The sequence below is a fragment of the Nocardiopsis sp. CC223A genome (assembly GCF_030766825.1).
Classification (GTDB): Bacteria; Actinomycetota; Actinomycetes; order Streptosporangiales; family Streptosporangiaceae; genus Nocardiopsis.
In genome coordinates this window covers 67,007-90,120 of the sequence record NZ_JASFDV010000019.1, presented here as the reverse complement: position 1 = coordinate 90,120, position 23,114 = coordinate 67,007, and the positions used below count along the sequence as shown (strand labels likewise).

The 23,114-nt window shown below is 70.5% G+C and carries 21 protein-coding genes; 12 read left to right on the top strand and 9 right to left on the bottom strand.

Annotated elements, in window-relative coordinates:
* On the top strand, positions 1 to 1,141 hold a 1,141-nt coding region (locus QJS33_RS10515; RefSeq protein ID WP_306367711.1), incomplete at its 5' end, for a WD40 repeat domain-containing protein.
* Between the two features lies 1 nt (position 1,142).
* Positions 1,143 to 2,927 (top strand): WD40 repeat domain-containing protein, encoded by a 1,785-nt coding sequence (locus QJS33_RS10510; protein ID WP_306367710.1) that lies wholly within the window; start codon positions 1,143 to 1,145, stop codon positions 2,925 to 2,927.
* A gap of 42 nt (positions 2,928 to 2,969) precedes the next feature.
* Here the strand turns inward: QJS33_RS10510 and eccD are convergent, their stop codons facing one another.
* The gene (eccD, locus tag QJS33_RS10505) at positions 2,970 to 4,304 is read right to left on the bottom strand and encodes a type VII secretion integral membrane protein EccD (protein ID WP_306367709.1); all 1,335 of its coding nucleotides are present in this window, start codon (positions 4,302 to 4,304) and stop codon (positions 2,970 to 2,972) included.
* Positions 4,305 to 4,613: 309 nt separating this feature from the next.
* Between eccD and eccCa the strand changes: the two genes are divergently transcribed.
* The gene (gene eccCa, locus QJS33_RS10500) at positions 4,614 to 8,519 is read left to right on the top strand and encodes a type VII secretion protein EccCa (protein ID WP_306367715.1); all 3,906 of its coding nucleotides are present in this window, start codon (positions 4,614 to 4,616) and stop codon (positions 8,517 to 8,519) included.
* A gap of 48 nt (positions 8,520 to 8,567) precedes the next feature.
* On the opposite strand, the gene QJS33_RS10495 is transcribed toward eccCa, so the two are convergent.
* The 3 genes from QJS33_RS10495 to QJS33_RS10485 all read right to left on the bottom strand — a co-directional run bounded on the left by QJS33_RS10495 (position 8,568) and on the right by QJS33_RS10485 (position 12,134).
* Positions 8,568 to 8,939 (bottom strand): hypothetical protein, encoded by a 372-nt coding sequence (locus QJS33_RS10495; RefSeq protein ID WP_306367708.1) that lies wholly within the window; start codon positions 8,937 to 8,939, stop codon positions 8,568 to 8,570.
* A gap of 179 nt (positions 8,940 to 9,118) precedes the next feature.
* Positions 9,119 to 11,587 carry a hypothetical protein gene (locus QJS33_RS10490; protein ID WP_306367707.1) on the bottom strand — a complete coding sequence of 823 codons (2,469 nt, stop codon included), beginning with the start codon at positions 11,585 to 11,587 and terminating at the stop codon, positions 9,119 to 9,121.
* A 58-nt stretch (positions 11,588 to 11,645) separates the two neighbouring features.
* Complete coding sequence (locus tag QJS33_RS10485; protein ID WP_306367706.1) at positions 11,646 to 12,134, bottom strand: hypothetical protein; 489 nt, start codon at positions 12,132 to 12,134, stop codon at positions 11,646 to 11,648.
* A gap of 604 nt (positions 12,135 to 12,738) precedes the next feature.
* Here QJS33_RS10485 and QJS33_RS10480 point away from each other — a divergent pair.
* Positions 12,739 to 12,954, top strand: a complete 216-nt coding sequence (locus tag QJS33_RS10480; protein WP_306367705.1) for a hypothetical protein — start codon at positions 12,739 to 12,741, stop codon at positions 12,952 to 12,954.
* Positions 12,955 to 13,207: 253 nt separating this feature from the next.
* Here QJS33_RS10480 and QJS33_RS10475 read toward each other — a convergent pair whose 3' ends face one another.
* From QJS33_RS10475 to QJS33_RS10455, 5 genes are all read right to left on the bottom strand, one after another.
* Positions 13,208 to 13,375 carry a hypothetical protein gene (locus QJS33_RS10475; protein WP_306367704.1) on the bottom strand — a complete coding sequence of 56 codons (168 nt, stop codon included), beginning with the start codon at positions 13,373 to 13,375 and terminating at the stop codon, positions 13,208 to 13,210.
* Between the two features lie 284 nt (positions 13,376 to 13,659).
* A complete protein-coding gene (locus QJS33_RS10470) occupies positions 13,660 to 14,067 on the bottom strand; it encodes a hypothetical protein (protein WP_306367703.1) in 408 nt (135 codons plus the stop codon).
* A gap of 154 nt (positions 14,068 to 14,221) precedes the next feature.
* Positions 14,222 to 14,608, bottom strand: a complete 387-nt coding sequence (locus QJS33_RS10465; protein ID WP_306367702.1) for a hypothetical protein — start codon at positions 14,606 to 14,608, stop codon at positions 14,222 to 14,224.
* Between the two features lie 118 nt (positions 14,609 to 14,726).
* Entirely contained in the window at positions 14,727 to 14,945 is a 219-nt protein-coding gene (locus QJS33_RS10460; RefSeq protein ID WP_306367701.1) for a hypothetical protein, read from the bottom strand.
* Positions 14,946 to 15,023: 78 nt separating this feature from the next.
* Positions 15,024 to 15,296 (bottom strand): hypothetical protein, encoded by a 273-nt coding sequence (locus QJS33_RS10455; protein WP_306367700.1) that lies wholly within the window; start codon positions 15,294 to 15,296, stop codon positions 15,024 to 15,026.
* A gap of 334 nt (positions 15,297 to 15,630) precedes the next feature.
* Between QJS33_RS10455 and QJS33_RS10450 the strand changes: the two genes are divergently transcribed.
* The 8 genes from QJS33_RS10450 to QJS33_RS10415 all read left to right on the top strand — a co-directional run bounded on the left by QJS33_RS10450 (position 15,631) and on the right by QJS33_RS10415 (position 23,024).
* On the top strand, positions 15,631 to 16,755 hold the full coding sequence (locus tag QJS33_RS10450; RefSeq protein WP_306367699.1) for a hypothetical protein: 1,125 nt from the start codon (positions 15,631 to 15,633) through the stop codon (positions 16,753 to 16,755).
* 222 nt (positions 16,756 to 16,977) lie between these two features.
* Complete coding sequence (locus QJS33_RS10445; RefSeq protein WP_306367698.1) at positions 16,978 to 17,226, top strand: hypothetical protein; 249 nt, start codon at positions 16,978 to 16,980, stop codon at positions 17,224 to 17,226.
* 36 nt (positions 17,227 to 17,262) lie between these two features.
* A complete protein-coding gene (locus QJS33_RS10440; protein WP_306367697.1) occupies positions 17,263 to 17,559 on the top strand; it encodes a WXG100 family type VII secretion target in 297 nt (98 codons plus the stop codon).
* A gap of 14 nt (positions 17,560 to 17,573) precedes the next feature.
* Positions 17,574 to 17,885, top strand: coding sequence for a hypothetical protein (locus tag QJS33_RS10435; RefSeq protein WP_073380633.1), 312 nt, complete (start codon positions 17,574 to 17,576; stop codon positions 17,883 to 17,885).
* Between the two features lie 103 nt (positions 17,886 to 17,988).
* Positions 17,989 to 20,319, top strand: coding sequence for a protein kinase (locus QJS33_RS10430; protein ID WP_372339632.1), 2,331 nt, complete (start codon positions 17,989 to 17,991; stop codon positions 20,317 to 20,319).
* 79 nt (positions 20,320 to 20,398) lie between these two features.
* Positions 20,399 to 21,328 (top strand): AEC family transporter, encoded by a 930-nt coding sequence (locus QJS33_RS10425; RefSeq protein WP_306367695.1) that lies wholly within the window; start codon positions 20,399 to 20,401, stop codon positions 21,326 to 21,328.
* A 77-nt stretch (positions 21,329 to 21,405) separates the two neighbouring features.
* A complete protein-coding gene (locus tag QJS33_RS10420) occupies positions 21,406 to 21,960 on the top strand; it encodes an RNA polymerase sigma factor (RefSeq protein ID WP_306367694.1) in 555 nt (184 codons plus the stop codon).
* A complete protein-coding gene (locus tag QJS33_RS10415) occupies positions 21,948 to 23,024 on the top strand; it encodes a CU044_5270 family protein (protein WP_306367693.1) in 1,077 nt (358 codons plus the stop codon). Before QJS33_RS10420 ends, QJS33_RS10415 begins: the two co-directional genes overlap by 13 nt.
* Positions 23,025 to 23,114 lie beyond the last annotated feature (90 nt).

The following is a 23,114-nucleotide window of genomic DNA, read 5'->3' as shown; positions in this document are numbered from 1 at the left end:
GCTGGGCGCCTGGGCGGCGCTGGGGACCGGCGGGGCCGGGGGCGGCGCACCGGAGGAGGGCGGCGACCCGGGATCGCAGGCACAGGGGTCGACCGGGTCGGGGGCGGCGGGATCGGGCGCGGGCGCCGACTGCTCCCTGCCCGGGGACCTGGCCCCCGAGTACGTCGAGGCGGCCCGGGCCGAGCCGCAGGTGCCCGGTGCCGACACCCACGACCTGGACGTCCACTCCTACCCCTCGCCCGCGTTCGTCCAGGGCGGCGACGTGCTCGCGCTGTCCCACCCCGAGGGGGTCGCCCTGTGGGACACGGAGACCGGGGAGGAGATCGCGTACGTCGGTGCGGACCTGCCCGACTTCGCCGGTACCCCGGTGGTGAGCCCGGACGGCTGCCGGTTCGGCTACCCCTCGGGGTCCGGCGGGGTCCACGTGTTCGACCTGCGGACCGGCGGGCACACCGTGTACGGCGAGGAGGCCCGGCTGCCGGTGGCCCTGCTGGCGTTCTCCCCCGACGGAACGTCCCTGGCGGTCGGCGAAGGGGGCACGGGCGAAGGCGCTCATGTGATCGACCTCGCCACCGGGGACATCACGACCGTGGTCGACGGGTTCACCCAGGGGGTCGCCTACTCCCCCGACGGCGGCCGCCTCGCCGTGACCGGGCCGGAGCGTTCGGTCGTCGTGGACACCGCGACCGGCGCCGAGGTGTTCGCGGGGCCGGCGGCCGCGACGGCCTCGACCGGGGACTCACTGGCCATGCCCACCGACGACCTCCTCCTCTACCTGCACGAGGAGGGGATCGTCCTGACGGACCCGGCCTCCGGCGAGGACCCCCCGGTGCTCGCCCCGCCGGGCGACGGGGGGTACGGCTTCGGCGAGGTCGCCGCGGCGGGCACCGACCGCGTCCACGCCCTCCTCGACGGCTACGACGAGGAGACCGGGCACTACTCCCCCCGACTGACCGTGTGGGAGCCGTCCACCGGGGAACAGGTGGCCGCCGACGGGGAACCGCGGTACGTCCGCGACATCGCGGTGCACCCGGACGGCACGCTCGTCGCCGGGGTCTCCGTCGACGGCACCTCGGTGGTCCTGATGGACGCCGCCACCCTCGATGTCACCGCCGAGTTCGGCCGCGCCCCCGGGAGCTGACGTGGACCCCCTGCACCCGCACGACCCGCCCGCCATCGGCCCCTTCCGGCTGCTCGGCCGGGTGGGCGAGGACGCCGACGTGCGCCGCTACCTCGCCGAGGGCGAGGACGGCACGACGGTGACCCTGGCGGTGGTGCGCCCGGCCCGGGCCACCGATCCGGCGTTCCGCACGGCCTTCGCCCGCCGGATCGAGGCGGTGCGGTCCGCGCGGAGCCCCTACCTGGCCCCCATCGTGGCGGCCGAGCCGCACGGCGCCGTCCCGTGGGCCGCCGCGGCCCGCCCCGGCGAGGGCACGGTCGTCCCGGTGCCCCGGGAGACCCTGCCCCTGCTCGCCCGGGACCTGGCGCGCGGATTGGCGGACCTGCACGCGGCGGGGGCGGCGTACGGGCCGTTCACGGCGCGGGACGTGCTGTCGGACGGGACGGTGCTCGCCGGACCGGTGCCCGCCGCCGACGCCGACGCGGCCGCCGAGGACGTGCTCGCCTGGGCCGGGACGCTCACCTCCGCCGCCGGCGGGGAGGGGGTGCCGCTGCGGCTGCGCCCCCTGGTGGACCTGTGCCTGAACCCGGACCCGGGGCTGCGGCCCAGCGCCGCCGACCTGGTGCGGATGCTCGACGGCGCGGACCGGGCGGCCCCGGTCCGCGAACGCCCGTCCCGGCGTCCGCTGGTCCCCCTGCTCGCCGGCGGCCTGGCCCTCGCGGCGGTCGCCGCCGTCGGGGCGGTGCTGCTGCGCGACCGCGCCGGATCCGACGCCGCCGGGGGCGGTCCCCCGTCGGCGGCCGTGGACGCCCCGGCGGGGAGCTGCTCGGACGTCACCGGGTTCGCACCGGACGGCGGCATGCCCGAGCAGACCGCCGCCGGGCGCCTGGAGTTCTCCCCCGACGGGAGCCTCCTCGCGGTGAGCACCCCCCGACACGGGATCACCCTGTGGGACTGGCGGGAGAAGACCCCGGTCGCCCACCTGGGCGGGTCGCGCCACTCCCCGCAGCGCCCCGTCTTCTCCCCCCTCGGGTGCACGGTGGTCGCCCTCGAATTCCGGGACACCGAGGACCACGATCACAAGGTCGTCAGCCACGACCTGCTCACCGGCACGGCCGTCGACCACCTCGGGCGGGAGCCGGTGGCGGACGGCCCGTTGGGGGCCGACCCGGCCGACGCCCTGTCCGTCGCCGTCGGCCCCACCGGGCGGATCATCGTGGGCACGGACGGACCGGAGACCCTGCTCTTCGAGCCGGACGGCACCGAACCCGCCCGTGTCCTGGAGTCCTCGTCGACGAGGGCGGCCGCGTTCCTGGACGAGGACCGGGTCGCGGGGCTGGGCGGCGGCGCGATCACCGTGTGGGACGTGGACACGGGCGAGGCCCTGCACACCGTCCGCCCGACCACGGCGTTCACGTTCGCCCACGTGCCGGGGACCGACGACATCGTCCACGTCGTCCGGGACCGGGTGGTCCGGTGGAACGCGGTCGAGCGGACCGAGGTGGCGTCGTTCGCGGTCCCCGGACACGACGGCTCCGCCGACGCGAACGTCCACGACCTCACCCTGGACGCCGAACACGACCGCGTGTTCGTGTCCTGGGGCGAGGACGTCGACGGGGACACCGTGGGCCGCTCGGACGTCCGGGACATGGCCACGGGCGCGGGCCTCCTCCCGGAGGACGCCCCGTACTACAGCGCGATGGCCTTCCACCCCGACGGCGGACCGGTCGCCGCCGTCACCGGGGACGGCGGCGTGGTCCTGCTCGCCCCGGACACCCTGGAGGAGGCGGACACCCTCCTCCCCTGACCCGCGCCCCGGCCGCCCGGCGGCAAGCCGTCGGGCGGCCGGTCAGCCGGTCATGCGGGCGACCAGGGCGAACAGCCCCATCCCCCAGGCGAAGACCCCGGACATCGCGATGACCACCAGGACCTCGGTCCAGTTCAGGAGGCGGCGCAGCGACGCGCGCGGCACGTCGGTCAGGCGCACCCAGCTCAGCGAGGCCAGGACCACGCCCGCCAGCAGCGCGGCCCCCGGCAGCCAGGCGGCGAGGAACCCGTACTCGCCGGCCACCGCGAACCCGGTCGCCCCGAACCCGGTCACACCCGCCAGCCGCAGCGGCAGCACGTGCCGGATCCGGTCGAACAGGCGCGAGCGCAGCACCAGCAGCGTCGACAACAGCCCGCACAGCAGCAGGTCCGGCAGCCCCTGGGCGAGCACACCCAGCAGGACCACGACGGCGCCCCCCGACACCGCCGTGCCCGTCACGACGCCCAGCAGCAGCCGGTCGCTGTTGGTGAAGGTGTCCTCGAACCGCTCGGTGGCGACCTGCCCCGAGCGGCCCACCTCGTAGTCGAGCCCGGACAGCCCGCCCATCACCATCGCCACCCGCGGCAGCACGCCCACGCACAGCGCCAGGAGGATCCCCATCGACCGCGCCCCGTACACGGGCGACACGAAGATGCCCACCACGACCAGCACGGCGGCCACCAGCGCCACGACGCCCAGCCCGGCGATGTAGGGCAGGCCGGTCTCGTGCAGGGCCCAGCCCACCGCCGCCACCAGCAGCGCCCCGACCAGTGCGAACGCCAGTGTCACCAGGGGTTCGGAGCGGGTGATCAGTCCGGCGGCGGTCGCCGCGGCCACCCCGCCCCACACGCAGGAGACGGCCAGCAGCACGTGCGCGACGGCGGGCAGCGGCCGCCGGGCGGCCGCCATCATCGCGCCGATCGCGAACAGGGTGCCCAGCACCGCCACCGCGAGGTGCCAGGGCGACGGGTACAGCCGCATCGCCGGACCGAGCACCGCCAGCGGCCCGATCACGGCGGCCAGCAGGCCGAACGCGAAGGTCGTGGTGGGATTCCAGATCCGCGCCGTCCCGTCGATCCGGTCCTCGACCGCCCCGCGCACGTCGTCCACGTGCGCCGGCCGTCCGGGGGCGGTGCGCCGCTCCAGCAGCAGCACGTCGCCGTCGTGCACCCCGGCCCCCTCCAGGGGCTCGTCGGGGTGGACGGGGGCGCCGTCGACGGTGGTGAGCGTCCAGGCCGCGGGCTCCAGTGCTTCGTTGTCGGGGGCGCAGACCTCGACGATGCGCGGCATCAGCGCGGCCACGGGCACCGTCCCGGGCAGGGCCAGGTCCGCCCAGCGTTCCGGGCCGGTGACGGTCACCCGGCAGTATCCACTCACACCTATCGTTCCTTCGTCGTCTCGGCTTGGGCGCCTTTTGCTGCGTTATGGCCGGTCGGGGGCGGGACTGAAGTGAAATTAGGCGATTCGCGGCGTTCGCGAGATCATGCCTAGCGTAGTCACTTAGACACCAGCCCCCTGTAACCAGACACCGGTCCTTCATAGGTGGACGGAAGAGAGGTGCCCGTGGCGACGAGGACGGTCCCCCGGCCTGCCCGCAACGTTCCCCCCGCCCCCGGGACATCTCCGCTGGTCATCGCGGCCCCGCCGCAGATGCCCGAGAACGCGCCCGCGTCGAGCTCCGGCGCGATGATCATCATGCCGATCATCACCGGTTCGGGGTCGCTGCTGATGTCCATCACCATGGGCCACCGGCCGCTGATGGCCGTCGCCGGGGTCATGATCATGCTCGCCAGCGTGGTCGTGGGCATCATCATGTTCGTCGCCCAGCACAACGGCCCCCGCAAACGCATCCGCGAGCAGCGCGAACGCTACCTCGACTACCTGGACCAGCTGCGCGAGATCGTCCGGGACGTCGCCTCGACCCAGCGGGCCGACAACGCGTTCCGCCACCCCTCCCCCGACCTGCTCACCGAACCGGCGCGGTCGCGCACCCGGCGCTGGGAGCGGCGCGCCACCGACCCCGACTTCCTCGACGCACGCCTGGGCTCGGGCACCCGGCCGCTGGCCCGGCGGCTCAAGCTGAAGGTCGACACCTCCTCGCCGCTCATCGTCTACGACCCCGTCTGCCAGGGCGCCGCCGACCAGCTCATCGAGCTGTACGCGGACGTGCCCGAGATGCCGCTGGTGCTGCCGCTGCGCGAGTACGGCGTGGTGTCGGTGGTCGGCGACCGGGCCGCCGGGCGCTCCCTGGTGCGGGCGCTCATCGCCCAGCTCACGGTGTTCCACTCCCCGCACGACCTGCGGGTGGGCGTGGTCCGCGACCAGCGGCTGCGCGACCGGTGGGAGTGGCTCAAGTGGCTGCCGCACAACACGTTCGAGGATGCCAAGGACGGACCCATGCCCGCCCGGTTCGTCGCCGGGAACACCGTGCAGGCCGCCGAGCTCCTCGCCGACGAGATCGAACGCCGCACCGTGGACCTGCAACGGCGGCGCGGCCGCCCGCCGGGCCCGGGCACACAGCGTCTCGTGGTGGTCCTGGACGGCGAGCACCAGTCCACCCTGTCCGGGCTGGCCGCCGAACCCCCGGTGGCCTCCCTGGCCGACCTGGGCATCCACATCATCGCCCTGGTCTCCGACAAGCGCGAGGAGCCCGAGGCCGTCGACCTGCGCCTGCGCATCGACGCCGACGGCGTCCTCACCCAGGACGGCGACGCGCGCACCACCCAGGACGGGGAACCCCTCCACCCGCCGCTGGAGGGCAGGGCGGACCGGGCCGACGTCGCCCACCTCACCACCCTGTCCCGCCTCCTGGCGCCCTACGGCATCACCGCCTCCGACGGCGACGACGCCATGCACTCCACCGTCGGCCTGCCCGAGATCCTCGGTGTGCCCGACGTCGCCCACCTCGACACCCGCCGCACCTGGGCGCGCCGCAGCACCGGCGACTACCTGCGGGTCCCCATCGGGATCGGGCCCGGCGGCAACACGGTGCTGCTGGACCTGAAGGAGTCGGCGTTCGGCGGCATGGGCCCGCACGGGCTGGTGGTCGGCGCCACCGGTTCCGGCAAGTCCGAGATGCTGCGGACCATGGTGGCGTCGCTGGTCATCAACCACTCGCCGGAGAACCTGGCGCTGCTGCTGGTGGACTTCAAGGGCGGCGCGACCTTCGCCGACACCGACCGGCTGCCGCACAGCTCCGGGCTGATCACCAACCTCGCCGACGACGACTCCCTGGTCGCCCGGTTCCGCGAGGCCACCTTCGGCGAACTGGTGCGCCGCCAGCAGATCCTCAAGGACGCCGGGAACCTGCCCAACCTGCACGCCTACGAGGCGGCCCGGGAGAACGACCCGGCGCTGGAGCCGCTGCCGCACCTGCTCATCATCATCGACGAGTTCTCCGAGCTGCTCACCGCCCACCCCGACTTCGCGGAACTGTTCGTGGCGATCGGGCGCATCGGCCGGTCCATCGGCGTGCACCTGCTGCTGGCCACCCAGCGCCTGGAGTCCGGCAAGATCAAGGGCCTGGAGTCGCACCTGTCCTACCGGATCGGCCTGCGCACGTTCTCTGAGGCGGAGAGCCGCGAGGCGATCGGCGTGGGCGACGCCTACCACCTGCCGCCCGAGCCCGGCTCCGGGTACCTGAAGGTGGACACCTCGGTGTTCGAGCGGTTCAAGGCGGCCATGGTGTCGGGGCCCTACGAGCCGCCGGCGCAGGAGGAGAAGGACGAGCACGAGCCGGTGCTGCCCCTGCTGTCCTACAACGGCCTGGACAGGGTCACCGGGGCCGGGTCCCTGGTGGACTCGTTGATCGGCTCGCTCAAGGGCCGTCAGGAGGCGCCCCGGGAGGAGAAGCGGACCATCCTCCAGGTCATCGTGGACCGGCTGGTCGCCTCCGGTGCGGCCCCGGTGCGGCCGGTGTGGCTGCCGCCGCTGCCCGAACTGCTCACCCTCGACACCGTGCTCGACGAACTGGGCGAGGGCGTCCAGGAGGGGCCGGGCACCGAGCCGCCCGCCGAGGAGATGCGCGCCGTCTTCGGCTTCACCGACATCCCGCGCGAGCAGCGCACCGTGCCAGCGGAGCTGGACTTCACCGGCGGCGAGGGCAACGTGGTGGTCCTGGGCGGGCCCCAGTCCGGCAAGTCGACGCTGCTGCGCACCCTGGTCGCCTCCCTCGCCTGGCGGTACCCGCCGGGCCGGGTCGTCGTGTACGCCATCGACTTCGGCGGCGGCGGGCTCCAGTCGCTGGACGGGCTGCCGCACGTGGCCGGCGTCGCCGGTCGCGCCGACCCCGAGAAGGTGCAGCGGGTGCTGGTGGACGTGCGCGCCCAGCTCGACCGGCGCCAGCGGGCGTTCCGCAAGTACAACCTGGACTCCCCGGCGGCACTGCGCCGGGCGCGCGCCGAGGGCAAGGTGCCCGAGAGCGTCGCGGGCGACGTGTTCCTGATGATCGACGGCTGGTCGTCGGTGCGGGACACCTTCGACGAGGCCGACGAGTTCCTCATGGACATCGCCACCCGGGGCCCGTCCCTGGGCGTGCACACCATCCTCACCGGGGCCGCGGCCTCCCAGGTGCGCTCCCGGCTCCAGGCGCTCTTCGGCGGCCGGTTCGAGCTGCGGCTCAGCGACCCGATGGACTCGGGGATCGGCCGCAAGATCGCCGACGAGGTCCCTAAGGACACCCCGGGCCGCGGCCTGACCGCCGAGGAGCACCACACCCACGTGGCGCTGCCCCGGGTGGACGGGTCGGCGACCGACGCCGATCTCTCCGCCGGACTCGCCGACCTCGTCGCCCGCGTCGCCGAGCGCTGGCCCCAGGGCGCGGTGCAGGGCGTCAAGACCCTGCCCGCCCGGGTGGAGCTGGACGACCTGCTCAAGGGCCGCCGCGCGCCCCGCGGCCGCCGCCTGGAACTGGTGCTGGGCCTGGCCGAGAGCACCCTGGCCCCGGCCACCACCGACCTCACCCGCGACCCGCACCTGGTGGTGTTCGGCGACCCGCAGAGCGGCAAGAGCGCCCTGCTGCGCGGGCTGGTCAAACAGATCATGCGGCGGCCGGCCAAGGAGGTCGGCATCGTCATGGTGGACTTCCGGCGCAGCCACCTGGAGCTGGTCCCGGAGGAGTACCTGCTGGCGTACTGCACCACCGCCGAGCAGACGGGCGCGGTCGCCAAGAACCTCGCCGGGTCGCTCAAGGAGCGCCTGCCCGGCCCGGACGTCACCCCCAAGCAGCTGCGCGAGCGCACCTGGTGGAAGGGCCTGGACCTGTACGTCGTCGTGGACGACATGGACATGACGGGGTCGCGGGCCAACCCGCTGGCGCCGCTGGCCCCGTTCATCCCCCAGGGCGCCGACCTGGGCCTGCACGTCATCGCGGCCCGCCGCACCGGCGGCGCGGCCCGCGCCATGTTCGAGCCGGTGCTCCAGGCGCTCAACGACATGGCCAGCCCGGGCGTGCTGTTCTCCGGCGACCGCATGGAGGGACGCCTCTCCAACGGCACGGCCTCCCGCCAGCTCCCCCAGGGCCGCGCCCTGCTGGCCCGCCGCGGCCAGCGCCCGGACCTGATCCAGGTCGGCTGGAGCGAACCCCCGGCCTGACCCCCGCGCGGGGAGGGCACCCGCCCTCCCCGCGCGTCCACGGGGCCCTCAGGAGCCGTCGGCCCACCCGCTCCCGCAGTCCACGTACTCGGCGATGTCCTCCTCGTACTCCTCCAGGGTCTCGAAGGACTCCCCGCCCGTACCGGGGTAGTCCATGGCGAAGTCGTAGCCAGGGCGCTCGACGGCACACCAGGTCACCGTGTTGGTCCGCATGAAGAGGTAGAGGCCGTCACGAACCCGCACCAGTAGAGGCGCAGAGTCGTCCGCCCCCTCACGGCCAGAGATGAACCATTCCCGCTCATCGGTCTCCACTCGCCATTCCTCACCGTCCTCGACCAGGACCCGGGCGTCCACCAGCACGTCCCGTGCCTCGTCCCCGGCATTGGCGATCAGCACATCCGCGTCCTGTTCCGCGAACATGCGCTCCAACGTGACCGCATGCACGGTCTGCCGAACCCACTCCGCGTCCGGTTCGGGACCACTCGAGACATCACTTCCTTCACCTTCCCCGCCACATGCACCAACAAGAAGGATAACAAAAGTAAATACTGGAATTTTAGCCGCAAAATTCCATTCACAAAACCCTCTGCGAGGACTAGTCATTCATCTTCACCAGAATCCCTGCGCCCCAGCTCCTGAACCAGTTCATAGCGATCATTATAAGGAGTGGCAAACTGATCATAGAGTCCATTCCCGTTTGTAGGATCCACCTTCGATGGGTCGATCGTTGTTCCATCCAGCGCCGCGAAAACCGCATCGGCGCCACTAATAGAAACTCCATCCGAATCTTCTATGTCATTCCATTCGCTTTGATCGACTTCAATCCCAATCGAACCATCCTCACCATAATGGATTACACCACATTTCTCCAGCAAGTCGATTTGACCCTCATCTGGCCCTCCGATGATTGCATCATTTTTCGAGTCCAGGACATGGGAGAGAAATTGCAGCTTCTGGTCAATTCTTCGAGACTCTGCGTCATCAATATGAGGAACCTTGGGCGCAAAATCTACATTGGAACCGGCCAAACCCTCTGCAATGTGCCCCGACCCCAGGCCCAGGCCTGTACTGATTGCGTTTCCCAACACCGGAATCTTTTCTGCCAGCGATCCAACTTCATCCAAGGCAAATCCATAGAGCTCTTCCCGGCGCTCCTCGGCATTTTTATCATCACCAACCCTGTCCTCAAGCTCCATAGAAATGCCCAACTCAATAAGAGAATGGAGCGTTGCAGGACCGACGGCAGTACTTTCTGGCAAACCGTGACCAATGTACAATTCAATGGCAGCATGCTCATACGCAGAAGCAAGGCCGATTGTTCGCATGGCTGAATCTTCATCGCCCATTAGATACTGCATGTAGGCCGCACGCTCTTGGATTCCGATATCGAATCTCTCTGTAGAGGAATCATAGTTTCCCGCGCCAATAATAGTTTCACCCCCATCTTTGATGTCGCTCTCGGCGAAGCTGACGATATACGTCTCAAAGACTCCAGCAAATGCATCCGCTAGCTCTGGGTTGAACTCTGTGAACGACGCATCCTTGCTGTCACCCACCTTGACACCGGTATCAGTCAGAGCATCCTGCGCATCACTGGTAGTAACCAGATCAACAAATCCAGCTGCCGCTATTCCCGCCCGCTCCCTCAGCTCCTTATCATCACTAAGAGAGTCTTCAGCCAACCAATCGATGAGACCCCGTGCAGCAGCCCCATCATCTTCCCATTCATGAGAGAAAAGGCTGGTAACGAGTTCTCCAAACTCTGTTCCCCGCATCCCACCACCGACAGAGAAATAAGTCGGGTGCTTGTAGCTCTCTCCATCGGGGTACTCCCCGGTGAGAATCGCGTAGTTGGCGTCCTTGTTCTGAGTGGAGATGTCGAGCATCGTCTGCAAGGTCTCGTCGTCGGTGCCGCCGGTCAGCGGATCCACGACCACACCGGCAATGGTTCCGGTGAGATTCGCGGACAACTCGGCTCCTCCGATGAGAGGACCGCCCGGGTATTCATTGAACATGTCGTTCGCATCATCGAACATTTCAGTCAGGATCTCGAAATCTGAGGCCCAGCCGGGAGAGTACGCCCCTCCCTTGGAAGAGTAGGGAAGGTAGCCGAGCGGGCCTTCGACGACTTCATGGATCGACTGGGGGAGCTGGTCGTATCCACCACCGATGCTCTCATCCGAGAGGGCGAGGACGGATCCGCCCATGGTGGACAAGAGCTGGTCCTTCTGCTCCTGTGTCAGGTGCTCGCTTTCCTGAAATCCGTTCATGTTGGTGAAGAAATACCCATCCCCTGAAGACCCGGGTTCTTCGAGATCCATGGTCTCGATAAGGTCACCGAGTATTTCCAGTTCCCGCTCGGTCAGCGGGTCACCTTTCTCTTGCCTGTTCGCCACTGAAGTAAGAAAGGCGTTCATGAGGGCCAGGTTCTCATCCAGATCCCTCAGGGCGTTCTCATCGCCATCGGCAGCACGGTCGAAGGTTCTGGCCAGGTCATTGCCATCGATTCCCGGCGGGAAGGAGAAGTACCGGTCATCCCCGGTCACGATCCACCCGAGTCCCCCAGGGACGTCTCCCAGGTGGCCGCCTTCGACGAGTTCCCTGATCCCTTCCGGGGTGGGACCTGTGGCCAGACTCTCAGATGCCTCCGTCGCCGAAGTCTCCAAGGTCGCCCACTTCTCATCCGCCTTCCCCTTGTAGTACTCGACCCATTCCTGCTTCTCGGCGTGATCGTCCGAAGACGCCACTGCCCTCGCCAGTTCTTCCTTGAGGGACTCGATTCCCTCTTCGTACGTCTCCACCGCTGTCACATAAAGGGTGATGACGCCCTGAGCATGGATGGTCGCTAGAATCGCGTCCTCCCAAGCCTCTTGATTCTCGTCAGCCGCAGCCCTGATGTCATCATCGATGAGCTCAGAGAAGTTCGTGGCCGTCGTATTAGTGATGGCATTGAAACTCGCTGAGCGCCCAGTGATACTCGAAAACATATTATCGAAGGCAAAAGCATGGCGCTTGAGAGCCCCAACATTTGCCTCGACCTTTTTATGAGGGAGTTCGTAGCCAGACATCCCGAACCTTTCCACCATTCAAAACCGGACGCAAAAACCAGGGAGGCGCAAGAAAAATTCAGTAGACCTCGTAATTGAGCGGCCTGGAAAGCACGGTTCCGTCAGTTGCGGACCTGTATTCTTCGGAGGAATCGGTGTCCGTTCTCGACCCCTCGGAAGACGCGGATTGGATGTTCTCAGCAAGCCTCTTCGCCTGCTCTTGGACATCCTGCATATGCTCTTCCTGTTCGGATCCGAATTTCGTCCATCCGGTGACGACCGGCGGGGACTTCATGATCTCAGCGACAGCGCTGACGGTCTCCGACCAGTCCAGGGGCAGGTCACGGAGCCGCGAGGCGGCAATAAGGGACGCGCTCCCTCCCGCGTAGCCCTCAGAAGGGTCCATTCCAACGGCACTCGACATTCCAGGACCTCCTTTTATCGACAACAGGAACAATCTCATGGAGAAGAACGATCCGGGAAAGACCCCTGCTTCACCCCTCGCTTCGCCTCCTTGCCCGAACAGCCCGGAGCAGAGGGCGAACACGAAGATAACCGCAGCTGGCACGATCCGTCACCGCAGCCCTTCGACTTTCGTTGGGAGTGTCCGGTGTCGGCCATTGCCGAACAGGGATTCGTGGCGTTTCCGCAGGTGAAAGGCACTTCCTTCCAGGGAGGCCGGGTAGACGCGACACAAAGGACCACCAGAGAATGTGACCGGACCCTCAGCACCGAACAACGACGCCCCCCGGATAGAGATGGTCGGCCATGCGAGATCGCCCTCCGCTCCTGCTCGCCTTGCTGCTCCTTTTCCGGGTGCGCGGTGATGCCCGAGGCGGTACCGACGCCCAGCCCGATGGCGGCCTATCTGACCCAGGCGGGATTCACACCGACCACGTCGGAGACCATCCCGAAGGAACCCCTGCCATGTCTGTCCGGGGCCGACCGGTGGCCTGGGGGGTGAAACCGGATGCCTGCGTTGGTCGCGTCCGTCAGTCGGCGAGTACGTCGTGCCCGACACGGCCGCCCTCTACAACGTCGCCACCGGCGCCCGTGTCTGGTTCTATGCGGAGAACGGCCTCCTGCAAGCCTTCTACCCCGCCACCGGATCAGGCGAGTGACACCTGGATCTGCGCGAGGAACACCGGATCGCCTTCCTGCACAGCGTCCCGGTGTGGTTGTTCGGAACCGGTGACGGCCTGCTGTTGGATTTCAGCGGTGGGTACGTCCGGGTGTCCGCGGCCGGTGCGGAGATCACTTCCGTGGTCCCCCTGGCCCGCTGTTCCGCCCTACCGGTGGCGGTTCGCGGCGATGACCTGGTCCTGGCCGAGTGCAGTGGAGGTGGCACCTACACCGTCGTCGACTTGGAGGCCGAAGACGTGCAGTAGCTCCGGGAAGAGGGGCGGGCCGACGTCGGTCGGGTGAACGGGGGTCCGTTGACCGCACTGCCCGAGAGGCCCGGATCAGCACCTGCGCAACCGGAGAGGCTGGGAACGGTCGGCCTGGTGGAGACCGAGACGGCGACGTTCACCCTGGCCTGCGCCCCGGCGGTGTCGGAGAGCCTGATCCGCGGGCCCTGGGGATCGGGATGACCTGCTCGAAACCGTGTCCGTACGCCGTCGACATCGGCTGACACGCCGGTCAGGAGATACAGCCCTCCCTGGCGCAGACGATTCCTTCGACCGTCCCGGCGTCCGCCTCTGTGTCCTCCCCGCTGACGCCGGGCCGGTACCAGACCACGTGCAGGCGTCCGCTCCCGTCCAGGCCCATGTCCACCCGCCCGGGGTGGGCTCCCTGGTCCCCGAGCACCGACCGGCGGGCCTCAGTGCACGCGGTGTCCGCACAGGACAGGAGCACCACCTGCCCGGTGGCGGCGTCGATCGCGGCGATCTGCGGCAGTCCCCGGAGGTCCAGGGCCAGGGCCGCGGGCGGCGTACCGGGGCCGGGAGCGAGCAGCTCCGTCTCGGTGGAGGAGGTGCACTCCGGATCGCCGCGGCCAGCGCCCGGACCTGATCCAGGTCGGCTGGAGCGAACCCCCGGCCTGACCCCCGCGCGGGGAGGGCACCCGCCCTCCCCGCGCGTCCACGGGGCCCTCAGGAGCCGTCGGCCCGCCCGCTCCCGCAGTCCACGTACTCGGCGATGTCCTCCTCGTACTCCTCCAGGGTCTCGAAGGACTCGCCGTCCCTACCGGGGTAGGCGGAGACGAAGTCGATTCCGGAGACCTCGGAACCGCACCAGGTCACCGTGTTGGTCCGCATGAAGTGGTAGAGGCCGTCGTACACCTGGGTGATCAGAGGTCCGGGCCCGCCGAGTCCCTCGCTCAGGTCGGGGGACCACTCGCCCGGGTCTGTTTCCACCCGCCATTCCTCACCGTCCTCGACCAGGATCCAGGCGTCCACCAACACATCCCGCGCATCATCCCCGGCATTGGCGACGAGCACATCCGCGTCCTGCTCGGCGAACATGCGCTCCAACGTGAACGTCTGCACGGTCCTGCGCACCCACTCTGCATTCGGACCCGGAACGCTCGGGTCAACGCCCTCGGTTTCCTCGGGAGCACACGCACCGATGAATAAAAGCACGCACACGACCACTGCCAGACGGGACACACCCATGTTTCCGGTCACTCCCGAGAACACGTCAGGAGCGCGAAGCTCACAGATACCCATCCCCGCAGTCTACGTAGTCGGCAATACTCTCGCGATAATCCTCCTGTGAATCAAGCTCGCCCACAAAACGGTCCTTATAAGAATTAACGAAATCTTCTCCCGTGACTCCACCCTCGCACCAGGTCACGATATTATCCCGCAGGACGTGGTCGAGAGTATCATCGATCGGGTTTAGGTCGTACGCGAATTCATCCCAGGGAGCCCAACCGTCCTCTGGGTTCTGCTCAACTTGGAACCCCTCCTCCGTCGGAACAAGAATCCCATTATCCACCAAGACATCAATTCCATCTTCGTCGGCCTCAGACAAGGTCTCTTCCGAGCCGTGCTCCCGCACCATCCGATCCAGAACCGCAATCCTCGCGGTTCTGGTCACCCATTCGGAATCATGCCATTCATGCCATGGAGTCGGATCGGATTCCACTTCGGATTCGACATCAATCGAGCATCCAACCACCATAAAGAGGGAGACGGACAATCCAATAAAGAGACAATTATTTTTCATCAAATAACGACCACGGCCGCTCACCGGCGAGCGGGCCCACCAGCGACAGCCACATCGGAGTGAGGAGCACCATCGCCACCGCGCCCAGCGGCCAGCCGACGAACCCGGCACCGCGCTCGCTCTCGATCAGGGCGTGTGCCACCGCCGCCAGGCCGCACAGGACACCGCCGACGGCCGTCAGACCCGCCAGGGTCCAGGGCAACCGCACGGCTGACCGTCCCAGCGCGGCGAAGAGGCCAGGTGACCGACCACGCACGGCCTAGGCGATCACGTGGACCGCCGCACCTCATCCGAGGGCGAAGGACGCGACCAGGGCGGTGGCTCCCGACCACAGCAGGACAGGAGGTACGAGTTCGGTGACAGGCGCGTGCAGCCAGGGTTCGGAGTCCACGATCCGCCCGTACCGGGCCACGGACCAGGGGACCCCGACCGCGGCGGCCACCGTCCACGGCACCAGCGGCAGCAGCAGGGCCGCCCAGGCTCGGGGGTGGGCGGCCCAGGGGATCCGGGCGAGGAGTTCACCGATGCCCTCCGCGTCGGCGGACCACTGCTCCCGCACCCCGATCTCCCATCACCTCGGACCAGCAGCACCGATAAGGCGACGAAAGCACCGATACCGGGGAATCGCCCCTTGGATGGCGAACGGGACGACGATAGCGAGACCCACCGGAACCCCGGTACCAGGGCGCTACCGGGCGCACCGGCGTGGCCGGAACCGGCCAGGGAACGCGTCGGAAGCGGCCCGTCACCTCGCGCGCACGGGTACCGCGTTCCGTCCCGTGCGCCCCGGTGGACGTTCTGTCACAGGATGAACCGTAATCTTCCTATGGGCATCACACTCCCCGCACACCCCCCACGGAACCCGGAACCGCTCCCCCGAAAGGCAGTCCCCCATGCGGCGCACTCTGGCTCTGACCGTGTGCCTGCTCGCGCTCACCGCCTGCACCGGCACCGCGGCGGACGAACCCGGTGAGGACGCCCCCGAGACCGTCGAGGACCTCGCCGAGGAGGGTCCCGTCGGCCTCGCGCTCGTGCACCGCGGCTACGGGGGCGGCGACCCCGAGGCGGACCAGGCCCTGGTGTTCCACGACGCCGAGACGGGACAGCCCCTGAACAGGTTCGACCTGCCCGACGGTTCCGTCGACCCCATGGCCGCCGCACCGCCGGTGCACGCGCGCTTCTCCGAGGACTGGACGTACTACGTGTACGCCACCCGCGAGCCCAACGCCGTCCACGTCGCCGTCCTCACCGACGCCGAGGAGACACCGCCCACCGCGGAGCCCACCGAGGGGGAGGAGCCCTCCGCTTTCTTCTACCTGCCGGTGGAGAGCATCACCCCGCCCGCGGGGGAGGTGCTGTCCGCACCGGCCGTACACGGCGACCGCCTGTGGTTCGTGTCGGACAACCCGGCCGACGCCAACCCGCCGCGTGTCCTGTCGGTGCCCCTGGACGCCCCCACGGGCACCCCCAACCAGGAGGGCAGCCTGCCGCTGGGCGAGAACCGGCGGCCCAGCGACTGGTCGCTCACCCCGGACGGGGCCCTGCACATCCGTGACAGCGTGCAGACCGTCAACGTCAGCGGCAGCGGCAGCCTCGTGGTGCGCGAGACCGCCGGCAGCGTCGTCAACGCCACCCTGACCATCGACGGCACCCCGTGGCAGAGCTTCGACGGCGCACCCGTCTGGGGTGCGGGGACCGCCCTGCTGCGGTCCGCCGCCACCGGCGGCGAACCCATGCCGGGCGCCTACCTGGTGTCCGTCGACGGGCAGGGGCACACCGCCGCCCGGATCCTGGAGGACGCCGACGGACCCGTCGAGCAGTACGCGCTGCCCGCCGAACGCGACGCCGTCCTGGTGCAGACACCCGCGGCCTGGTTCCGGGTCGACCTGGACGAGGACGGGAAGGTCGCCGGGACCGAGGAGCTGTTCCCCCGGTTCCACGACGCGTCCATGGACGGGTGGCCGTTGGCCGTGCGCTGGGTGCGCACCCCGATCCCCGCGGAAAGCCCTGACGCATGAGACATTTCGGACGGCAACCCCGCGTTGACCCTCAGGCACGGACTTTACTATCGTCCGTATCGTCCCCTCCTTTCTCGCGGTGGCCGAAAAACCACCCGGAGGAACCCCCGCCCCCGAACAACCGGAAAGGTCACGATGTCACACGTCGGTATTGAGAATCACGATGCGCTCGCCAGCGGCGGAGAACAGCTCGGACAGGAATCCGACAATCTCCGGTCCCAGATGGGCCAGCTCATCGACGACATGAGCCAGGACGCCAACGTCCTCCAGGGCCAGGCCCTCAAGGACTTCAACGACGCCAAGCAGGCCCTCTCCGAGCGCTTCGAAGAGCTCATGACCTGGTGCGGCCAGAACGGCATCAAGCTGAACGAGGGACAGGGCCAGTTCAACCTCACCGACCAGGAATCCAGTGACGTCCTCGGACAGTCCGTCGGCGACCTCGGCGGACTTTCCCGGCCGATCAACGCCTGACCCCAGTTCCCTCTTTATCGAGAAAGGGCGTACCCCATGGGAGCCTCCAACTTCGACGTCTACGGCGACGTCGCCGGCATCCAGGGCCTGGCCGAGGACCAGCAGGCGCACCTGGGCCGGTTCACCGCGATCATGAGCCAGATCCACGAGCAGTCCGAGTCCACCGTGAGCAAGTGGGAGGGGTCGGGCAGCTCGCAGTTCCAGAGCAAGGCGCAGGAGTTCGACACGCACTTCTCCGAGGTGAACTCGGCGTTCGCGACGCTGATCGCGGCCACCGGTGACACCGCGGACAACTACAGCAAGCTCACCCGATACCTGGACGGTCTGTTCTAGTAGGCTCGGCGACGATGTCCACCCCACCCCCGGCCGACCCGGAACCGCAGCTCCCCGAGGCGTTCCACTACACGCCCGACGAGGAGAAGTACGTACTCCAGGCGGACGCGCTGCGCCACCGCCAACTGCGGTCGGCACTTCTGTACGGGTCCAGCCGCTACTGGCGGCGGCGCCAGCAGGTGTGGCCCGCGGTGATCGGCGGACTGATCCTCGTCGCGCTGATCTGCGGTGTCATCGCCCTGGTGGGGGCCTTCGGCAGACAGCAGGAGGTCAACAGCGAACGCGGGTGGGGCGTGAACGCCCAGGAGACGTCCGCGCGGCCCTGACCCGCCGCCCACCCACACCTAGGGGGTCCTTCCTCTCATGTCCTCATGGGCGCCCGGGTACGAGACGCCGGTCCCGCTGACGCAGGGGCGTCGAGCCCGCATCGTGCGCGCGACCCGGTCCACCAGCGGTGCCGACGTCGTGCTCAAGGTGATGCCGTCGAACCGGGGTCGGACCGAACTCGAACGGTTGCGCGACCTCAGCGGCGTGCCCGGCGTGGTGCCGCTGCTGGACGCGGGGAACACCGCGGACGGGAACGTGTTCGTGGCGCTGCCGTTCTACCCGGACGGGTCGTTCGCGGAGCTGCTGGCGAACAAGGGGCCGGCGCCGGTGCAGGAGGCGGCGGCGGTCGCGCGCCGCATCGCGGAGGCGCTGGAGGCGATGCACCGGCGGGGGCTGCTGCACGGGGACGTGTGCCCGGGGAACGTGCTGCGCGCCGGGCGCACCCCGGTGCTGACGGGGTTCGGTGCGGTGCACCGGCCGGGGGAGGCCCTGCCGCCGCCCGACCCGCGGTCGGAGTCGTTCCTGCACGCCGCGCCGGAGGCGCTGCGCGGCGAACCGCGCACCCCGGCGTCGGACGTGTACCAGCTGGCGTCCACGGTGTGGACGTTGCTGGTGGGGCGGCCGCCGTTCGCGGAGGGCGGGTTCGACCCGCGCACGTACGCGGAGCGGGCGCTCACCCAGGAGGTGCGGCCGGTCCCCCGCGACGACGTGTCCCGCAAGCTGCGCGGGGTGCTCACCCGCGCCTTGGCCAAGGACCCCGGTGAGCGGTACCCGAGCGCGGCGGCCTTCGCCAACGCCTTCGAGCAGGCCCGTTCCCCCCGTACCGCCTCCGGGCCCCAGCCCTCCGCGGCGACACGCGCGCCCTCCGGGGCACAGCCCGCGGCGGCCGCGCGGCACCCCGGCACGCCCCCCACCGCACAGCCGCCCGTGCCGGGAGCCCCCGGAGCAGCACCCTCCGGCGCATACCCCACGGCCGCCTCGTGGTTCCCGGAAACCCCTGACCCCGCACCGGCTCCGGTCAGAACACCCCCCGGGCCGCAGCCGCCCGCCGCTCCTGCGGCGCCCTCGGGGGCGCAGCCCGCAGCGGCCGCATGGGACACACCCGCCTCGGCGCCCTCCGGCGCGCAGCCCGCTCACCCGCCCGGCGCAGCCTGGACGCCGGGGGCACCGCCCGCCGCGGGTCCCGGCACCGCCGTACCCGCGGCGCCCATGCCCGAGGGCACCCCCGGCAGGGCGCCCTCGGGTGCGCAGCCCGGGCACACTCCGCCCTCCGGGGCGCACCCCGCGGCGGCCACATGGCACCCCGAGGCCCCCTCCGCCCTGCCCGGCACCGGGGCCCCGACAGCACCACCCGCACCAGACAACCCACCGGCCCCGGCACCACCCGGCGCACACCCCGCCCACGGGCTGCCCACAGGAGGACGACCGCCGGGCGGCCCTGGCGTCCCCCACACCGCGCAGCCCGATCACGGCACCGCCGCACCCACGGCACCCTCCGGGGCGCACCCCGCCGCGGCCGCATGGGACACACCCGCCTCGGCACCCTCCGGGGCGCACCCCGCCGCGACGGCCTGGGACCCCGCGGGCCCCGGCGCACCGGCTGCTCCGCCGTTCCGGCCGCACGGCACCGGCGGGTTCCCCCCGGCCGCGCCGACCGGGCTGGAGGGGAGCAGGCTGCCCGCGGTCGACGCCGGCGGGACCGCCGAGATCATGATGGCCAAACTGCGCGGCGAGGAGATCTCCCCGCTGCGCGCCTGGTCGCGGCTGGAGGGCTGGACCGGCGACGGCCAGGCCTCCTTCCTGCCCGTGGACGAGATCGAACAGGAGGAGGACGCCGGCGGCCGGCCCCCCGCCGCCTTCGACGGCGGCCCCGCCCGGTGGCGCCGCCACCTGCACATCGCCGTCTCGGTCTGCGGCATCCTCCTGGTCACCGCCGTCTCCAGCGTGTTCGCGTCCGCGGCACCGCAGCCCGTGGCGGAGACGGCCGCCGCCGCGGAGCCGACCGCCGAGCCGCAGCCGTCCGAGGAGCCCGCCGACGAGGTCGTCTCCCCCAGCGCCCCGCCGGAGGTGGCCGCCCCCTCCGCGGTCGCCCTCCAGGACAACCTCGGCAACATCATGCTCACCTGGACCGACAACAGCGGCGGCACCGCGTCCTTCTTCGTCCTCGGCGGCCCCCGCGGCCACGACCCCGAGACCCTGGCCCGCACCGGCCCCGGGGTGGTGTCCGCGCAGATCCTCACCGAGGACACGGTGATGGAGTACTGCTTCACCGTCATCGCCGTGGACGGCGCCTCCGCCCCCGCCGCCGAGGTCTGCACCGCGCGCGAGGCGGCCCGGGAGGCCGCCCGCGAAGCGGAGGAGGAGGCCGAGCGCGAGGCCGAGGAGGAGGCCGAGGAGGAAGAGGACGACCCCTCCCCGCCTCCCCGCGACTGAGCGGGTGTGACCCCGCTCCTGGTGGCCGTGACGGGACCGGAGTAGGTTCCCAGGGTCCCCGCTACCCCAGGAGGTGCCCGTGTCCGGCGTGGTCACCGGCTTCGGTGTCATCACCACCGTCGTCGTCATCGGCTACATGCTGGGACGCCTCTCGCTCCTGGGCCCCGGCGCCCGTGACGTGCTCAGCGCCCTGGCGTTCTACGTGGCGGGCCCCGCGCTGATGTTCACGATCCTGCTCGACACCGACCTGTCGGTGCTGTGGTCGGGCAAGGTCGTGGTGAGCGCCCTGAGCGTGGCGGTGGTGGTCCTCGCCGTGGTCGCGACCGGCCTGCTGCGCCGCTGGGGCGTCTCCCGCACCACCATGTCCGCGCTGGCCTCCTCCTACGTGAACGCCGGGAACCTGGGCCTGCCGATCGCCTCCTACGTCCTGGGCGACGCCTCCCTGGTGGCCCCGATCCTGCTGACGCAGATGCTGGTCATGGCCCCGGTCGCCGTGACCGTCCTGGACCTGGCCGGCGGCGAGGTCCGCGGCGCGGGCCCGGTGCTGCGCCGCGCCCTGGGCACCCCCGTGCGCAACCCGCTGCTGCTGGCCTCCCTGGCCGGGGTGACGGTCTCGGCGGTGGGCTGGTCGCCGCCCGCCCCGTTCCTGGAGCCGTTCGGGCTGATCGGCGGGATGGCGGTCCCGGCGATGCTGCTCGCGTTCGGCATCTCCCTGCACGGTTCCGGGATGCCGGGCCGCGGCCCTCAGCGCGGTGCCGTGCTGTTCGCGGTGAGCCTGAAGTCCGTCGTGCAGCCCCTCACGGCGTGGGCGCTGGGCGCCCTGGCCTTCGACCTGTCCGGCCCGGACCTGTTCGCGGTGGTGGTGCTGGCGGCGCTGCCCACGGCCCAGAACGTGTTCACCTACTCCCTGCGCTTCCGCACCGAGGTCGACACCGTCCGCGACACCGTGCTGATCTCCACGTTCGCGACGGTCCCGGTGCTCTTCGCGGTCACCTTCCTGCTGGGCTGACCGAAAAAGTCCCGCTCCGGATCTAACACTCTCCCCCTCCCCCGACACGTCCAGGTGAGAGGACGGGAGGTACGCCGATGAGACACGGCACGGCCGGGGACGCATACTCCGGCCAGCGCGACTTCAACGCCATGTTCGAGGAGCACTACGACGCCGTCCACCGCTACGCACGGCGCCGGGTGGGACCGGACCACGCGGACGATGTCGCTTCCGAGGCCTTCGCCGTGGCCTGGCGTCGCGCCGAACGCATGCCGCCCGGGCGCGAACTGCCCTGGCTGTACGCCTGCGCACGCCGGATCACCCTGGCCCACCTGCGCAAGAACCACCGGCAGGACCTGATCGCCGAGTCCCTGAGCCGGCGGCCGGGCTCGGCCGTCCACGCCGACGACGCCGACCGGGTGGTCGAACGCGCCGGGGCCCTGGCCGCCCTGGCCCGGCTGACGGAACCGGAGCGAGAACTCGTGATGCTCGTGACCTGGGAGGGACTCGACTGCCGCCAGGCGGCCCGGGTCGTCGGCTGTACCCACGTCACCGCCCGCGCCCGGCTGCACCGGGCCCGCAGGAAGCTCACCGCCCACATGGCGGAGCACTCCGCCGACCACGCCCCGAAGGAGGCGGCATGGACGACCTGACCGCTCTGCGCACCGCTTTGAACGGCGCCGACCCCGCTGCGGGCACGGCCCCCGCCCCCGAGGCCCGCCACCGGGCCCGCACCCGCGCCATCGCCCGCCTGGAGGAGTCCCCCGCCGTGTCCCGACCCCTGTGGCGCCGCATCCCCGTCCTGGCCGCCGGTGCCGCCGCCGCGGCCCTGGCCGTGGGCGCCGGAACCCTGCTCCTGCCCACGGGCGAGCCGGGGGGCATCCCCGCCGCCTACGCCGCCCCGCCCGAGCCGATCGAGGTCGTCGGCGGCGACCCGGTCGACGGGACCGACGGCCTGCTGGCCCTGGCCGAGGTCGCCGGGGACCGCGGCCCGGCCCCGGGCTCGGGCGACGTCGCCTTCGTCTCCACCACGGGGACGCGGCTGATCCGGCTCACCGCCGGCGCCGGGGACGAGGACCCCGACGAGACCCACGGCTACCGGTACGTCCCGTACGAGTGGAACGAGTGGACGGGCCCGGGCGGCGAGCACCGGTCGGACACCCACCCGCAGCCGCCGCTGGACAAGGGCGGTGAGGAGGCCGACCACGAGTGGTTCCTGGAACAGGGGACCGAGTCCTCCGAGGAGACCCTGCACCCCTCCCTGGTGTGGCCCGCGGAGCTGCCCACCGACCCGGACGGCCTGGCGGAGGTGCTCGCCGGCCTCGGTGAGGGCCCGGCGGACGGCTCCCCGGCCGGGATCGTGAACGCGGTGGAGTTCCTGTACGGCAACCGCCCGCTGGCGGGCCCGGAGGAGGCGGCGGTGCAGCGCGTGCTCGCCGGGCTCGACGGCCTGGAGTACCTGGGCACGGCCACCGACCCGCTGGGCCGCGAGGGCGAGCTGTTCTCCGTGGAGGTGGCGGACGGGACGTCCGTGTCGGAGTTCCGCTTCCTCTACGACGCCGGGAACGGGTCGCTGCTGTACCGCGACACCATCCTGCTGGCGGAGGACCCGGAGCTCGGCTCCGCCGAGGACTACGGCCTGTCCTACCCGCTGACCGCCGAGCAGGTCGGCTACGTCTGGTCGGGCTGGGTCGGGGAGGTCGGCGCCCGACCCTAGGGCGTGTTCGACGGGTCATTCCGACCGCCCGTCGCCCTCAACGGACGCCGTCGGCGCGGTGCCTCCGCGGAGCCGCCGGGCCGCCTCCCG

Excerpts from the sequence above, each read along its gene's own strand:
- QJS33_RS10490 (WP_306367707.1), bottom strand. The coding sequence starts at position 11,587 with ATGTCTGGCTACGAACTCCCTCATAAAAAGGTCGAGGCAAATGTTGGG.
- eccCa (WP_306367715.1), top strand. The coding sequence starts at position 4,614 with ATGATCATCATGCCGATCATCACCGGTTCGGGGTCGCTGCTGATGTCC.
- QJS33_RS10495 (WP_306367708.1), bottom strand. The coding sequence starts at position 8,939 with ATGTTCGCGGAACAGGACGCGGATGTGCTGATCGCCAATGCCGGGGAC.
- QJS33_RS10435 (WP_073380633.1), top strand. The coding sequence starts at position 17,574 with ATGTCCACCCCACCCCCGGCCGACCCGGAACCGCAGCTCCCCGAGGCG.
- QJS33_RS10440 (WP_306367697.1), top strand. The coding sequence starts at position 17,263 with ATGGGAGCCTCCAACTTCGACGTCTACGGCGACGTCGCCGGCATCCAG.
- QJS33_RS10445 (WP_306367698.1), top strand. The coding sequence starts at position 16,978 with ATGGGCCAGCTCATCGACGACATGAGCCAGGACGCCAACGTCCTCCAG.
- QJS33_RS10420 (WP_306367694.1), top strand. The coding sequence starts at position 21,406 with ATGAGACACGGCACGGCCGGGGACGCATACTCCGGCCAGCGCGACTTC.
- QJS33_RS10450 (WP_306367699.1), top strand. The coding sequence starts at position 15,631 with ATGCGGCGCACTCTGGCTCTGACCGTGTGCCTGCTCGCGCTCACCGCC.
- QJS33_RS10415 (WP_306367693.1), top strand. The coding sequence starts at position 21,948 with ATGGACGACCTGACCGCTCTGCGCACCGCTTTGAACGGCGCCGACCCC.